Below are 13,595 nucleotides of genomic sequence, written 5' to 3' on the forward strand. Positions count from 1 at the left end.
ACTTTCAATATATCATAACCCATTAGGAACTTTTAGAATAACGTGACAACTCCAATTGCATTTCCTTTTGTAGTTGTTCTGCTTTAACAGCGGCAGCAGTTGCAAAATCATTTCCATTAGAAGAATAAATAATACCTCTAGAAGAATTAATAAGTAATCCAACAGAAGCATTCATACCATATTTACAAACATCTTGCAAATTCCCTCCTTGTGCACCTACACCAGGAACCAACAAAAAGCTATCTGGAATAATTTGTCGTATATCTGCTAAATATTCTGCTTTGGTGGCTCCAACAACATACATTAGGTTTTCTGTATTCTGCCAAGTTTTTGAAGTTTCCAAAACCTGCTTGTACAGTTGTTTATTATCTACCGTTTTTGTTTGAAAATCGAAAGCACCTTGATTAGAAGTTAAGGCCAAAAGAATGGTATGTTTACTTTTGAAAGCCAGAAATGGCTCAACCGAATCCTTACCCATATACGGCGCTACCGTTACAGAATCGAACGCTAGGTCTTCAAAAAAAGCCTTTGCGTACATGGTACTGGTATTGCCAATATCGCCACGTTTAGCATCGGCAATAGTGAAAATCTCAGGATGATTCTCATTAATATAATTAATAGTCCTTTCTAATGCTCGCCACCCCTTTATACCGTAGGCCTCGTAAAAGGCTGTGTTAGGTTTATAGGCTACACATAAATGGTGTGTTGCATCTATAATCGCTTTATTAAATGCAAAAATAGGATCTTCTTCTTTCAGAAGGTGTTCTGGAATTTTATTCAAATCTACATCCAACCCAATACATAAAAAGGATTGTTTTCTTTTGATTTCAGAGATTAGTTGGTTTTGGGTCATTGGTTTTGGGTATTAGCGACTTTCTTTGAATAATTAATTAAGGATTTTATTCTTTTTTGAATTACATTAATCTCTGCGATAAGTTCTTTAGGATATTTAAAATATGATAATTCTGAACAGATTATAATATGGGTTTCCAGCTCAAAAGCAGACCCTAAACTTATTTGTAAAAATCTAACAAAATCTTTTTGGGAGTCTTTAGCACAACCTTCTGCTATATTTGCTGGTATCGAAACAACACATCTTGAAATTTGAGATTTCAATCCAAACTTTTCGGTTTCAGGCAAATTTTCTATTAATGAATAAATCTTTTTAACAAGGGTTATAGAATCTTTCCAGATATCTAACTCTCTAAAATTCCTCATCTATTGTTTTCTTTTTAACCTTTTCCCTTTTTCCAAACACCTATTACCTAAAACCAAAAACCTTACAAGTCATCACTAGCCTTTAACTTTTCGGTGTTTTCAGCTAGCATAAGTTCATCAATTATTTTTTGAATATCTCCGTTTACAATATTCTGCAAATCATAAAGGGTAAGCCCAATTCTGTGATCTGTAACACGGCCTTGAGGATAATTGTAGGTCCTAATTTTGGCACTCCTATCTCCAGACGACACCATACTACCGCGTTTGGCAGCATCTTCTTCCTGCTTCTTGGCCAACTCTAAATCGTACAAACGCGATCGTAAAACCTTAAAGGCTTTTTCTTTGTTTTTATGCTGCGACTTTTGATCCTGGCATTGCGCGACTAAACCGGTTGGAATATGCGTTAAACGCACTGCGGAATACGTTGTGTTAACCGACTGCCCACCCGGACCCGAAGAACAGAAAAAATCGATCCTAACATCTTTAGGATTAATTTCAATATCAAACTCTTCGGCCTCAGGAAACACCATACATGTTGCCGCACTAGTGTGCACTCGACCTTGTGTTTCGGTCTGTGGTACGCGCTGTACACGATGTACTCCAGCTTCAAATTTTAAAGTGCCGTAAACGTCCTCTCCCGAAACTTCAAATTGAATTTCTTTAAAGCCACCATTAGTGCCCTCACTAAAATCTACAGTGCTAACTTTCCATCCTCTGCCTTCACAATACTTTGTGTACATTCTAAACAAATCGCCGGCAAAAATACTGGCCTCGTCCCCACCTGTTCCGGCTCGTAATTCAACTACAGCATTTTTAGCATCCTCGGGATCTTTTGGAATTAATAGCACCCTTATTTCTTCTTCTAACTTTGGGATACCGTCCTTGGCTTCATCATACTGCATCTTGGCCATCTCTACCATTTCGGCATCACTTCCATCGGCTATAATCTCTTCGGCTTCAGATAAATTATCTGTGAGCTCGATATAAGCCTCGCGCTTATCCATTAAAATCCTTAAATCCTTGTATTCCCTATTAAGCTCCACATAGCGCTTTTGATCTGAGATAATATCGGGCTGAATGATCAAATCACTCACCTCATCAAAACGCTGCTTCACTATTTGTAGTTTCTCTAACATCTGCCTCATTTAATTGAAGCCCAAAAATACGATAATTTATGAATTCTAAACATGCACAGCGAAAGCTATTATTAACACCAATAGAATATTTTTAACGCTGAAACGTTTCTAGTATTATCATGCATCAATTGTATTCTATTTTTACATTTTATAAACCATTCATTCTTTGGTCTTTTATCATTAACTTATTACTTTCTTTTTTTAAAGTAGAACCTATTATCATTGTGATTACCAAACTGTTTCTAATAGGGTTTTTATGGTATATTATAAATGAAACCACCGCAAGAAGAAAGTTAATCTTGTACAAAAATTTAGGCATTTCATCATTTAAATTATTTTCGTTCATCTATGTTATCGACATTTTATTAAGCCTTCCTTTTCTTATAATATTGAATGAATTTGTATGATTTTAGAAGCAGATAGCATTGAACTCTATTTTAAAGGTAAAACAATTTTAAACGGGGTTTACTTAAAGGCACAAACAGGAAAGGCTACAGGTATCCTTGGTAGAAACGGGTCAGGAAAAAGTTGTTTGTTAAGAATAATTTTTGGTGATTTAAAACCAAAATACAAGTTGATAAGAATAGAGAACCAACCAATCCTTAAACCACTTTTTAAAACAAGAAAGACACATTATCTACCCCAATACAACTTTATTCCTAAAATATTTAAATTAAAAAAAATATTCAAGCTGTTTAAAGTTAACTGGTTTGATTTTATTATTGAATTTAAAAATTTCTCAATTTATAGGAACACCAAATTTGGCAAGCTCTCTGGTGGTGAACGCAGAATTATTGAGATCTATTTAATACTTAAAACACCTGGAGAAATCGTTTTATTAGATGAGCCTTTTAATGGAGTGGCTCCGATTCATATTGAGACAATTAAATCTTTAATACATCGAGAAAAAAGCCAAAAAGCCATCATTATTACAGACCACCGATATGCTGAAGTCATTGATGTTTGTGACACTATATATCTTATTAAAAACGGCTGGACTAAACCAATAAACAATCTAAACGAACTAGAAGATTATAATTATTTAAGTGTTGGTACCCTTTAACTAAAAAAGGAAGCCTTGTAAGACTTCCTTTTAAAAATCAGGTTATTGATTGCTAACCACACTTAGAAGAACCACAGTCCTTACAAGTTAAACAACCCTCTTGGTAGATTAAATTATCTGAATTACAATTGTCGCAAGTTTGCCCCTTAACCTCTGTACCATCGGCCACATAGCGCTTTAAGGCTCTACCTACTCCGTTTTTCCATGTATTTATGGACTCTGTGTCCAATTGAAGACTATTAATTAAATCAACAATTTTTACAATTGGCATACCATGGCGCAATGTACTGGAAATTAGCTTGGCATAGTTCCAAAATTCCGGATTAAACTTATGCGACAAACCTTCAATGGTTATTTTATAACCACGCTTGTCTTTATATTGAAAATCATACCTCGTAGTAGCATCTTCACTCTTGTTTTTGATAATCAAACCGTCGTTTACCCAACGTGGTATTAGGATACCATCTTCATCATCTACCAAACCGGTGAATATTTCATAAGGTTTTCCATCTATTAAACCAATAAACGCTATCCATTTTTCCTTATTATTTTGAAATCTTACCACATCGGCCTCTAAGACCTGTGGCCGCTTGGTTGGAAATGGTGTTAAGGTTTCAGCTTTTAAATCTTCTTCCTTTTTTTCATCGTTGGAAATTAATACTCCAGAGCGTGAACCATCACGATATACGGTAACTCCCTTACAACCAACTTCCCATGCTTTTAAATATAAATCGCCTACTAAGGCTTCAGAAACATCGTTGGGTAAATTAATAGTAACACTAATAGAATGATCTACCCATTTTTGAATTGCACCTTGCATACTTACTTTGCTCAGCCAATCAACATCATTTGATGTAGCACCATAATAAGGCGACTGCTTCACCAAATCGTCTAGCTCTTCCTGCGAAAAATTCTTGGTCGTATCTATGCCGTTTACCTCCATCCATTGTTTAAACCTATGATGGAAGACTACATATTCTTCCCAAGAATCGCCTACTTCATCAACAAAATCGACCCGTACATCTTTATCTCCCGGGTTTACTTTTCGTCTTCTTTTGTAAACTGGCAAGAAAACTGGCTCAATTCCCGATGTTGTTTGGGTCATTAAACTAGTCGTCCCTGTTGGCGCAATAGTCAACAAGGCTATGTTTCGCCTACCATATTCCAACATTTCGTAATACAGTTTACTATCGGCTTCTTTTAATCTATTAATAAACGGATTTTCTTTTTCCCTGTCGGCATCAAAAATGCTGAATGCCCCTCGTTCTTTAGCCAAATGCACAGAAGCTCTGTAGGCTTCTATAGCGATAGTTTTATGAACCTCTAGCGAAAAAGCGTTTCCAGCTTCACTACCATATTGAATCCCCAAGGCTGCTAGCATATCACCTTCGGCAGTTATACCAATACCAGTTCTTCGTCCTTCTTCTGCTTTTCTTTTTATATTAATCCATAGGTTTTGTTCTACAGCTTTTACTTCATCCAATTCGGGATCCGAATCGATTTTCTTAAGAATAGCATCAATTTTTTCAAGTTCTAGATCAATAATATCATCCATTATACGCTGCGCATAAGCAACATGTTGTTTGAACAAGTCGAAATTGAATGATGCCTGTTCTGTAAACGGATTTTCTACATAAGAAAATAGATTGATAGCTAGAAGCCTGCAGGAGTCGTAAGGACAAAGCGGAATTTCTCCACAAGGATTTGTAGATACGGTCTTGTAACCCAAATCGGCATAACAATCGGGCACAGATTCGTTTATAATAGTATCCCAAAATAAAATTCCAGGTTCGGCAGATTTCCAGGCATTGTGTACAATTTTAGACCATAAATCGTTTGCTTTTACCGTTTTAGACACTTTAGGATTAGCACTAAAAACCGGATACTTTTGGGTATAATCGGTTTCGTTTTTTACGGCCTTCATAAACTCATCATCTATCCTCACCGAAACATTGGCTCCAGTAACCTTACCTTGTTCTAGTTTGGCATTTATAAAGTCTTCAGAATCTGGATGGTTAATCGATACCGAAAGCATCAAAGCGCCCCTTCTCCCATCTTGAGCAACTTCTCTAGTAGAATTGGAATAGCGCTCCATAAAAGGTACGATACCCGTAGAAGTTAAAGCCGAATTTTTAACACCAGAACCTTTAGGACGAATATGCGATAAATCGTGCCCTACACCACCACGACGCTTCATGAGCTGAACCTGTTCTTGATCTATCTTCATGATGCCTCCATAAGAATCGGAATCACCGGAATTTCCTATTACAAAACAATTGGAAAGCGACGCTATTTGGTAAGGGTTGCCAATCCCGGCCATAGGACTGCCTTGCGGTACGATGTATTTAAAATTCTTGATTAAATCGAAAATATCTTCCTCACTTAGCGGGTTGGCATATTTAAGTTCTACGCGAGCAATTTCTTTGGCTATCCTCCTGTGCATATCGTTAGGTGTTAGCTCATAAATGTTTCCGTCAGAATCTTTTAGGGCATATTTATTGAGCCATACCCTTGCGGCGAGGTCGTCGTTCTTAAAATAATCTAAAGAGGCTTGAAAGGCTTGATCTTGTGTGTACGTTTTGGGCAAAGTTTTGGTTAGATTTTGTTTCATTAGCAAGTGGTAAAATATAGTTCAAGATGGATAAAAAAATTTGAACATAAAGATACTCAAACAAAATAATTTAGAACATGATAAAAATCATAAAGTCTACAAGAAAAACAACATAAAATACTAATTTACAAGTATTTAAAAATTTATCAACAACAAAAAGTTAACAAATAATTGAAAAGTATTTTTTAAAAATCAACAGCAAAACCCACGCCGAGAAACTGTTTCCACTGAATTTTAGCACCAGCTTCATCAAATTCACCTTCTACATCGGTTTCCCTTTGGGTTTTCACGTCGTCATCATATCGAAGATGAGATCCAAATCTGGCGCGCACATAGTTATTCACTTTAAAATCGAAGTCTAACCTCCAGTCTAAATCCACATTGCCGAAGTTATTTATATAGTCTGTATAAAGGCTTACACGATGCTGCATGTTTATATTTTGTGCTACTTCCATTTCATAACTGTTGGTAACCAATAACCCCAACTCGCGCCTAACTCTTTTACCGGGAACGATAATATTACCCAATTCGTCAATAACAGCAGGATCTACACCAAAAGCTCCTGTATTAGCTAAGTCCTCATCTAAAACAAAAGTAGCTTTTAAGGTAACAGGTGAAAAATAAAAGGATAGCTTATCAATATGTTTACCATATTCCATACCGCCACCAAAAAATAAATATCCTGGCGCCATAAATTTAGAAATAGGATCGTTGGTGTTGGGATATTTAAAACCGTTAGCAAATTGGGTTCTAAAATTTAGTTTTGCAGAATAATACCAATTAGACTCTAAACTTGGACGGTAACCCATATCAGAGTTTATCTCAATTAAATCGTCTGTTTTTCGTAATTCTTTAGATTCTTGTTTATTCACCCCATAGCGCATAATTAAATTATTCCGCCAGGTAAAATATTTATCGCTGTAATTTCTAGAAGACTGTAAGCCTATTAACCCCGAAATGGAATTTACCCCTCCGGCATTCCAATTTACAAAGGCCACTTCGCTTAAATCTATAGAAGCCTTGTTTTTGCTTACCCATTGTGGGCCATCGTACTTTTTAGGTTTTTCTTTGAGATATAGAGAATCTGGTTGTGCATTAGAAAAACAAAATAAAAGGCACAAAAAAACAGATAGAATGTATCGCATGGTTATGTTAGGTTGTTTAAGTTCCCTGTTTATCAATAACCATTCCATTATTGCTCTAGGAACTCATTATTTCTAGTAACTAAACTCTCCAAACTCACTTTTTATTGTAAGTTTCTTTTCTTCTGAAGCCTCAACCCTACCAATAACCTGGGCATCGACATTAAAGGATTTAGAAATCGCTACGATATCGTCTGCTATTTCAGGCTTCACGTACAGTTCCATTCTATGGCCACAGTTAAAGACTTGGTACATTTCTTTCCAATCGGTCTTAGATTGCTCTTGAATTAATTTGAAAAGCGGCGGAATTGGAAACAAATTATCTTTTACCACATGATTCTTATCTATAAAATGAAGAATCTTAGTTTGGGCTCCACCAGAACAGTGTACCATACCGTGCACAGAGTCGCTGTTATATTTAGAGAGTATTTGTTTAATGATAGGCGCATAGGTTCTGGTTGGCGATAGCACCAGTTTACCGGCATCTATAGGGGCGTTTTCTACAGCATCAGTTAATTTTACATTACCAGAATAGACTAAATCCGATGGAACAGCGGCATCGAAACTTTCTGGGAATTTTTCGGCTAAATATTTGTGGAACACATCGTGGCGTGCAGATGTTAGTCCATTACTGCCCATACCGCCATTATATTCCTTTTCGTAAGTGGCTTGACCAAAAGAAGCCAGGCCAACAATAACATCGCCAGGTTGAATATTGGCGTTGTCTATCACATCGCTACGTTTCATTCTAGCAGTAACGGTAGAATCTACAATAATGGTTCTTACCAAATCGCCCACATCGGCAGTTTCGCCACCTGTAGAATGAATGGTAACACCATGTGCTTTAAGGTCTTCCAACAACGCTTCGGTGCCGTTTATAATTGCTGAAATAACTTCTCCTGGAATTAAATTCTTATTCCTTCCAATGGTAGAAGACAGCATAATGTTATCGGTTGCACCAACACACAATAAATCATCAATGTTCATAATTAGAGCATCTTGAGCAATGCCCTTCCAAACCGAAACATCTCCCGTTTCTTTCCAATACATATAAGCCAGCGACGATTTTGTGCCCGCACCATCGGCATGCATGATCAAACAATAGTCCTCATGGTTGGTTAAATGATCTGGTACTATTTTACAAAAGGCTTTAGGAAACAACCCTTTATTTATGTTCTTAATAGCATTGTGAACATCTTCTTTCGAGGCCGAAACCCCACGCTGCGCATATCGTTTAGAAACTTCTTGACTCATAATTATGTAATGTGCTGCAAAGGTAAACGTTTAAACGAAACTACAACTGTTTTTAAATCTGTTTTGCTAACAGGTTCTTAACTAAAATACAGACTTTATTTATCGCAATAATTAACAAAAGTGCGTAAATACATTATTTTTATTGCTATTTTTACTACGTCCAATATTCAAAAAGAATTGGGACATAATAAAAATAAACTCCCTAGGGAGTTTATACAACTGTTGTAGCACATTAAAAAAACCGACTAAATGAAATCAAAGTACCTATTGTTATTTGCAACTTTATGTCTGTTTTATAAATGTAAAGAAAGAAATACTGGATTTAATACTAGTGTTAATTCAGAAATTGAATTAGATACAATCTGTATTTCAGAATTGATTACTAGAAAACCAATTGCTAAAATTTACGAGAATAAAAAAATAAAAAAAATTTCATTAGATTATCCAATAGTAGCAAGCATTCATAACAAAAAAAATGACAAAGTATACCTTACAATACTTGAGCGGAATAAAAATTTGAATATTTCTATTTTAAAGGATTCTACAATAATAACGAATGACAGAAGTGACTCCTTAGTTAATTATCTATGGAAAAGTAATTTAAAATTCATTCAAGAAAATAGTTCTTTTATATTTACAACTCAAAACACAGACTCTATACCTCTTTTATTTGAAAAATTTAGAGTAAAAAGAGAAAACGAAATCAACAAATTTAAAGACCAATTCAGTTCAAAAACATTAGAAGTTCTTCACTTTCAAAATAATGCTCGAATTTATTCATTTTTATTTTGGCTAGGTAGAATTTCCAAAGGCTTAAAACCAAATGATAAGTATTTTGATTTTACAGAGAAAATTCAAAAAGCTACCAAATCATTAAAATCTCTTCCCCATATCTATCTTTACAAATACGAAGTAGATTATTTAAGGAAAAATAAATCCCTAGAAAGTATTACAGATTTTTTACATTTTATAGAAAAAAAGACAAACAGTAAAGATTTAGCAGATTATTTGAAAGCAAACTATATCAAATCACTGATAGAAATGCCTTCTTATTGGGAAAAACACGAAAAACTATTTAATACAGAGGTTTTAACTCAAACATTAAATTCTGAAAAAAATAATATTTATTACAATTTAATAGAACAGCCTTCTTCCTCTTTTTACGCCTCGCAAAATGGGGAAATGGCATATTTATTTCAAGCAGAAAATAAATTTGGAAATCAATTTAATTTAGAAAGTATAATAGGAAAGGTCATTTTTATTGATACTTGGGCAACTTGGTGCGGACCTTGTATCAATCATAGACCAAAGGTTCTGAAATTTGCTGAAAAATATAAAAACAATGATGAAGTAGAAATTTTACTAATTTCTGTGGATTCTTCAAAAGACAAATGGTTGTCATTTTTAGAAAAAGAGAAGCAAGAATTTGGTAAAAATCTATTTATAGAAAATGGTATGCAAACCGAATTCGGAAATAATTACAATATTAAATCAATTCCGAGATACATTCTCATAGGTAAAAATGGAAAAATAATTAACTCAAATATAAACGAACCTTCAATTGCGGTTGAAAAAGAAATTGAAAGTGCATTGAAAGAAAAATAACGTGCTACAACAAGGTATAAGCTATATTGCTAGTTAATCACTTACTTGGGAAAGTTCTCGCGAACTTTCTAATCAGTAATTTATTACTTACTTTTAGTTTGACAAAACCGCAACAAAGCTTATACAGAGCCGTTGGCAACAAGCTTGACCCGTCCTGAATAAAGGCTACATAATCTTAAACAATTATGTACAAAAATGACAAAGTAATTAGACGGTATTCAGAATCTTTTAAACTCAAAATTTTAGACGAACTTACCACCGGAAAACTAAACAAGTATCAATTAGGCAAGGCTTACGGCATCAACTCTTCTACCATTAACGAATGGATCAAGAAGTACAACCGTAAGGACTTAATGAACACACGAGTAACCGTGAAAACAAAAGACGAGATAACACGTATCAAACAGCTTCAAAAAGAGATTGAACAGCTCAAGAAACTCTTATTGAAAAAGGATATGGATGCGCTTGTAGATGAATCCTATCTTGAAGTAGCCGCAGAACAGTTAGGCTACAAATCTGTCCTCGAGCTAAAAAAAAAGCTAAATATCAAGCCCTGATAAAGGCCAGGGAAAAGTCTAGGGGATTTGCTTCTTTAGCTACTGTTTGCAGCTTCTTCGGTCTTAAACGCGATGCATACTACAAGTATAAACGTAGAGCAGACAAGCGATTACAGATTGAACAGAAAACCATTCAGATAGTCAAGCAGAGACGTAAATCCCTGCCTAGAGAAGGCACCAGAAAGCTTATTAAGTCTCTAGATAACAACTTTAAGCAAGCTGGCTTAAATGTCGGTAGAGACACCTTGTTTAACATCTTAAGAAAACACAATATGCTGATTCACAGAAAGAAAGCACATCATAAAACCACAAACTCATTCCACAGGTTCTACAAGTACAAGAACATCATCAAGGATTTGGAAATAAAGGAACCAAACCAAGTTTGGGTAAGCGATATAACCTACATCAGAACTATCAATGGCTTCTCCTACCTTGCCCTCATTACAGATATGTACAGCCGTAAGATAGTAGGATATGACCTTAGTGACAGCCTTGAGCTGGCAGGCTGTGTAAGGGCTCTTCAAAAAGCCCTGAAACAGTCTGGTAAGCGTACGCCTCAAGTACACCACTCTGACCGTGGAATCCAATATTGCAGTAACCTTTACACTAACATTCTAAGAAATAAAAACATCAAAATCAGTATGACCGAAGACAATCATTGCTACGAAAACGCACTTGCAGAACGTGTAAACGGCATCCTTAAAGACGAGTTCTATCTCGACCAGACCTTTGACAGCCTGAAACACGCTAAGCGTGCAGCAAAAAATGCTATCAACTTATACAACTCTATAAGATTACATTTATCTTTAGATTTTAAAACACCTGAAATGGTATATACAAATGCAGCGTAAAATCAATTATTAACCTGTAGCCATATTTCAGGACGTGACAGCTGAAAAAACCGTATGAGAATAAACATTTTAACATCTGAATTGAAAAAAGTCAACCGAAATCTGAATTTCTCGTTACTGATTTTCGGATTGTTTATGTTGCTGTTTTTTATTTCGTTTTGGTTTCCTAAAAGTGATTTAATGAAAAGCGTTTATCTGATTTCATTATTTGCTTCTGGTGTTCTAATATTAGTATCAATTATCCTAACAATATTCCGCCAAAGTAAAAAGCAAACTATTGAATTAGATAAAAATCAAATAGCGGAATTGACAATCAATTCTGAAACAGACGCTGAAACAATCACCAAAAAATCGGAAATTGAATATGCTGGAAATGAAATACAAACCAAATCGGACTCAAAAGTTTATGAAATAAACAATAAATGTGCTTTTGAATTATTAAAATGCGGGCAAGAAATAATGACAACAAATCTGACCAAAAAAAGTAATGGTTTGGAAATGTCACCAAAAGAATTGTTTAATGATTTGATGTCAATTTTATGGGCATCGAGTTGAATAAAAGCCAGTTGCTAACAATGGTAATCGTTGCGCAAGCCAGTAAAAAACATAAAATTTAGTCCGAAAGCTCCTTTTTAAGGGGCTTTACTTTTTTGTAAGCTCCGTTTTCTATGTGAATTTCAAATACTTTTTAAGATTATAGGCCATGGCAGAGAGGTGCATCACCTTGTTGGCCTGTGCGATGCCAATGGTATTGATTTTCCTCAGGCCCATAAACTGGGTAAGGGTACCGAACACGGGCTCTACTGTACTTTGCCGTTTCCCCTTCATGTAGCTGCCCCGTTCGCTGTTCACCCGTTTGTTGTTCCGTTCGTATTCCTCTCGGTAATAGGTGACCGAGAACTTCTTTTCCTTGGCCGTTCTTCCCAAGCATTGTGATGCCAACGGGCAGCCCTTGCACTGTTTGGAAGAACTACGGTACTCTTTCTTCTTGGTCTGCGTCCTATGGTCCAAAAAGACTTTCTTAAATGGGATTACCTCGCCCTGTGGACAGATATAATGGTCTTCTGTCCTGTTATAAACAAATCCTTTTGGACCACCTTTATATGTGCCATGGGGCGGTATAAAACTCTCCAAGCCTTCTGCTTCCAAAAACGCATAGTTCTCACCACTGCTATAGCCCGTATCGGCCAAACAGTTGCGCCAGATAAGCCCTTGGTGATGTAACCTATCTTTTAAACGCCCTGTGATATCCTGTAAACACTGGTTGTCCTTCTTGTCCGCATGGTAAGCCTTGATGTCGGTAATCACATGATGCCCCGTATCTACACTTAGTTGGCCCAGGTAATTTAGCTTTCTCGCCTTGCACGGTTTGACACTGATCCTAGCATCGGGGTCAGTAGGACTGTAATGCGTTTTATTTGAAGTGTACTTGCTCCCCTTGTTGCCGGCCCCTGGACGTTGGTCCTGGTCTAGTTGCCAACGCTTATTTCTACTCGATATAGCCTGTAATTCCGTGGAGCTGGCCGTAAGCTCCTGTTGGGATCTTGATGCTTTATTGAGCTTGGATTTCCTTATCGGACTTTTTTTTTATCCATCGAACTGATGTGACGGATCTGGTGCAGATGCGTTTCCAGATCCTCCTTGGGGGCTTTAAGCTCCAGACTGTCCATCGAGGCATTGGCCTTGACCGGGGCCGAGTCTATGGCCTGGGTATGCCCGCTTACCATACCCTTGTCAACGCACATGCCCAATATCTCGGTAAATACTGCTTCAAATACAGACTCTGGATATAACTGCCGCGTACGGCTGATGGTAGAATGCCATGGCAGCTCTTCGTCTATATCATAACCTAAAAAATATAGGATATCCAAGCGCATACTACTGTGCTGCACCAATTGCCTGTCGCTGACGATATTCTCCAGATAACCCACCAGGCACAGCTTAAAGAACACGACCGGGCCGATGCTCTTTTGTCCACTTGAACCATAATAGCTCTTGGTCAGGCCATAAAGGAAATCCAAATCCAGAACTCCCTTTAGCCGTCTATAAAAATTCTCCTTGGGAATGCGCTCACTGAGTTGAAACTGGGCGAACAATTTTTCTTGGTATTCTTTCTTGCCTTGCATAACACAAAATAAGAAATTTCTGTATCTTTAAC

At 36.4% G+C, this 13,595-nt stretch carries 14 protein-coding genes; 5 read left to right on the top strand and 9 right to left on the bottom strand.

Features of this window, described 5'->3' with window-relative positions; all coding sequences use genetic code 11:
* Nucleotides 1-22: 22 nt before the first annotated feature.
* From pyrF to M0214_RS14600, 4 genes are all read right to left on the bottom strand, one after another.
* A complete protein-coding gene (gene pyrF / locus M0214_RS14585) occupies nucleotides 23-853 on the bottom strand; it encodes an orotidine-5'-phosphate decarboxylase (protein WP_248723295.1) in 831 nt (276 codons plus the stop codon).
* The gene (locus tag M0214_RS14590; RefSeq protein WP_248723296.1) at nucleotides 850-1,218 is read right to left on the bottom strand and encodes a four helix bundle protein; all 369 of its coding nucleotides are present in this window, start codon (nucleotides 1,216-1,218) and stop codon (nucleotides 850-852) included. The genes pyrF and M0214_RS14590 overlap by 4 nt, the downstream gene beginning before the upstream one ends.
* A gap of 62 nt (nucleotides 1,219-1,280) precedes the next feature.
* The gene (gene prfA, locus M0214_RS14595; RefSeq protein ID WP_248723297.1) at nucleotides 1,281-2,354 is read right to left on the bottom strand and encodes a peptide chain release factor 1; all 1,074 of its coding nucleotides are present in this window, start codon (nucleotides 2,352-2,354) and stop codon (nucleotides 1,281-1,283) included.
* Between the two features lie 148 nt (nucleotides 2,355-2,502).
* Nucleotides 2,503-2,700 (bottom strand): hypothetical protein, encoded by a 198-nt coding sequence (locus M0214_RS14600; protein ID WP_248723298.1) that lies wholly within the window; start codon nucleotides 2,698-2,700, stop codon nucleotides 2,503-2,505.
* Nucleotides 2,701-2,757: 57 nt separating this feature from the next.
* Here M0214_RS14600 and M0214_RS14605 point away from each other — a divergent pair, with 57 nt between their 5' ends.
* Nucleotides 2,758-3,417: an ATP-binding cassette domain-containing protein gene (locus M0214_RS14605; RefSeq protein WP_248723299.1), complete on the top strand. Its 660-nt coding sequence runs from the start codon at nucleotides 2,758-2,760 to the stop codon at nucleotides 3,415-3,417.
* Nucleotides 3,418-3,469: 52 nt separating this feature from the next.
* On the opposite strand, the gene M0214_RS14610 is transcribed toward M0214_RS14605, so the two are convergent.
* From M0214_RS14610 to M0214_RS14620, 3 genes are all read right to left on the bottom strand, one after another.
* On the bottom strand, nucleotides 3,470-6,028 hold the full coding sequence (locus M0214_RS14610) for an adenosylcobalamin-dependent ribonucleoside-diphosphate reductase (RefSeq protein WP_248723300.1): 2,559 nt from the start codon (nucleotides 6,026-6,028) through the stop codon (nucleotides 3,470-3,472).
* Between the two features lie 185 nt (nucleotides 6,029-6,213).
* Complete coding sequence (locus tag M0214_RS14615) at nucleotides 6,214-7,173, bottom strand: DUF3078 domain-containing protein (protein WP_248723301.1); 960 nt, start codon at nucleotides 7,171-7,173, stop codon at nucleotides 6,214-6,216.
* A gap of 72 nt (nucleotides 7,174-7,245) precedes the next feature.
* On the bottom strand, nucleotides 7,246-8,424 hold the full coding sequence (locus M0214_RS14620) for an AIR synthase related protein (RefSeq protein ID WP_248723302.1): 1,179 nt from the start codon (nucleotides 8,422-8,424) through the stop codon (nucleotides 7,246-7,248).
* A gap of 249 nt (nucleotides 8,425-8,673) precedes the next feature.
* On the opposite strand from M0214_RS14620, the gene M0214_RS14625 reads away from it, so the two are divergent.
* The 4 genes from M0214_RS14625 to M0214_RS14640 all read left to right on the top strand — a co-directional run bounded on the left by M0214_RS14625 (nucleotide 8,674) and on the right by M0214_RS14640 (nucleotide 11,992).
* Nucleotides 8,674-10,029, top strand: a complete 1,356-nt coding sequence (locus M0214_RS14625; protein WP_248723303.1) for a TlpA disulfide reductase family protein — start codon at nucleotides 8,674-8,676, stop codon at nucleotides 10,027-10,029.
* A gap of 185 nt (nucleotides 10,030-10,214) precedes the next feature.
* Nucleotides 10,215-10,586: a transposase gene (locus tag M0214_RS14630; RefSeq protein WP_248722598.1), complete on the top strand. Its 372-nt coding sequence runs from the start codon at nucleotides 10,215-10,217 to the stop codon at nucleotides 10,584-10,586.
* On the top strand, nucleotides 10,586-11,437 hold the full coding sequence (locus M0214_RS14635) for an IS3 family transposase (protein WP_248724937.1): 852 nt from the start codon (nucleotides 10,586-10,588) through the stop codon (nucleotides 11,435-11,437). Before M0214_RS14630 ends, M0214_RS14635 begins: the two co-directional genes overlap by 1 nt.
* Nucleotides 11,438-11,617: 180 nt before the next feature.
* Nucleotides 11,618-11,992, top strand: coding sequence for a hypothetical protein (locus M0214_RS14640; protein WP_248723304.1), 375 nt, complete (start codon nucleotides 11,618-11,620; stop codon nucleotides 11,990-11,992).
* A gap of 111 nt (nucleotides 11,993-12,103) precedes the next feature.
* Here M0214_RS14640 and M0214_RS14645 read toward each other — a convergent pair whose 3' ends face one another.
* On the bottom strand, nucleotides 12,104-12,745 hold the full coding sequence (locus tag M0214_RS14645) for a transposase (protein WP_248723305.1): 642 nt from the start codon (nucleotides 12,743-12,745) through the stop codon (nucleotides 12,104-12,106).
* 263 nt (nucleotides 12,746-13,008) lie between these two features.
* Nucleotides 13,009-13,563, bottom strand: coding sequence for a transposase (locus M0214_RS14650; RefSeq protein ID WP_248723306.1), 555 nt, complete (start codon nucleotides 13,561-13,563; stop codon nucleotides 13,009-13,011).
* Between the last annotated feature and the right edge of the window lie 32 nt (nucleotides 13,564-13,595).

The organism is Seonamhaeicola sp. ML3, from assembly GCF_023273855.1.
GTDB lineage: Bacteria > Bacteroidota > Bacteroidia > Flavobacteriales > Flavobacteriaceae > Seonamhaeicola.

What these genes read in the sequence shown, in the direction of transcription:
- pyrF (WP_248723295.1), bottom strand. Translation starts at nt 853, where the DNA reads ATGACCCAAAACCAACTAATCTCTGAAATCAAAAGAAAACAATCCTTT.
- M0214_RS14590 (WP_248723296.1), bottom strand. Translation starts at nt 1,218, where the DNA reads ATGAGGAATTTTAGAGAGTTAGATATCTGGAAAGATTCTATAACCCTT.
- prfA (WP_248723297.1), bottom strand. Translation starts at nt 2,354, where the DNA reads ATGTTAGAGAAACTACAAATAGTGAAGCAGCGTTTTGATGAGGTGAGT.
- M0214_RS14600 (WP_248723298.1), bottom strand. Translation starts at nt 2,700, where the DNA reads ATGAACGAAAATAATTTAAATGATGAAATGCCTAAATTTTTGTACAAG.
- M0214_RS14605 (WP_248723299.1), top strand. Translation starts at nt 2,758, where the DNA reads ATGATTTTAGAAGCAGATAGCATTGAACTCTATTTTAAAGGTAAAACA.
- M0214_RS14610 (WP_248723300.1), bottom strand. Translation starts at nt 6,028, where the DNA reads ATGAAACAAAATCTAACCAAAACTTTGCCCAAAACGTACACACAAGAT.
- M0214_RS14615 (WP_248723301.1), bottom strand. Translation starts at nt 7,173, where the DNA reads ATGCGATACATTCTATCTGTTTTTTTGTGCCTTTTATTTTGTTTTTCT.
- M0214_RS14620 (WP_248723302.1), bottom strand. Translation starts at nt 8,424, where the DNA reads ATGAGTCAAGAAGTTTCTAAACGATATGCGCAGCGTGGGGTTTCGGCC.
- M0214_RS14625 (WP_248723303.1), top strand. Translation starts at nt 8,674, where the DNA reads ATGAAATCAAAGTACCTATTGTTATTTGCAACTTTATGTCTGTTTTAT.
- M0214_RS14630 (WP_248722598.1), top strand. Translation starts at nt 10,215, where the DNA reads ATGTACAAAAATGACAAAGTAATTAGACGGTATTCAGAATCTTTTAAA.
- M0214_RS14640 (WP_248723304.1), top strand. Translation starts at nt 11,618, where the DNA reads ATGAAAAGCGTTTATCTGATTTCATTATTTGCTTCTGGTGTTCTAATA.
- M0214_RS14650 (WP_248723306.1), bottom strand. Translation starts at nt 13,563, where the DNA reads ATGCAAGGCAAGAAAGAATACCAAGAAAAATTGTTCGCCCAGTTTCAA.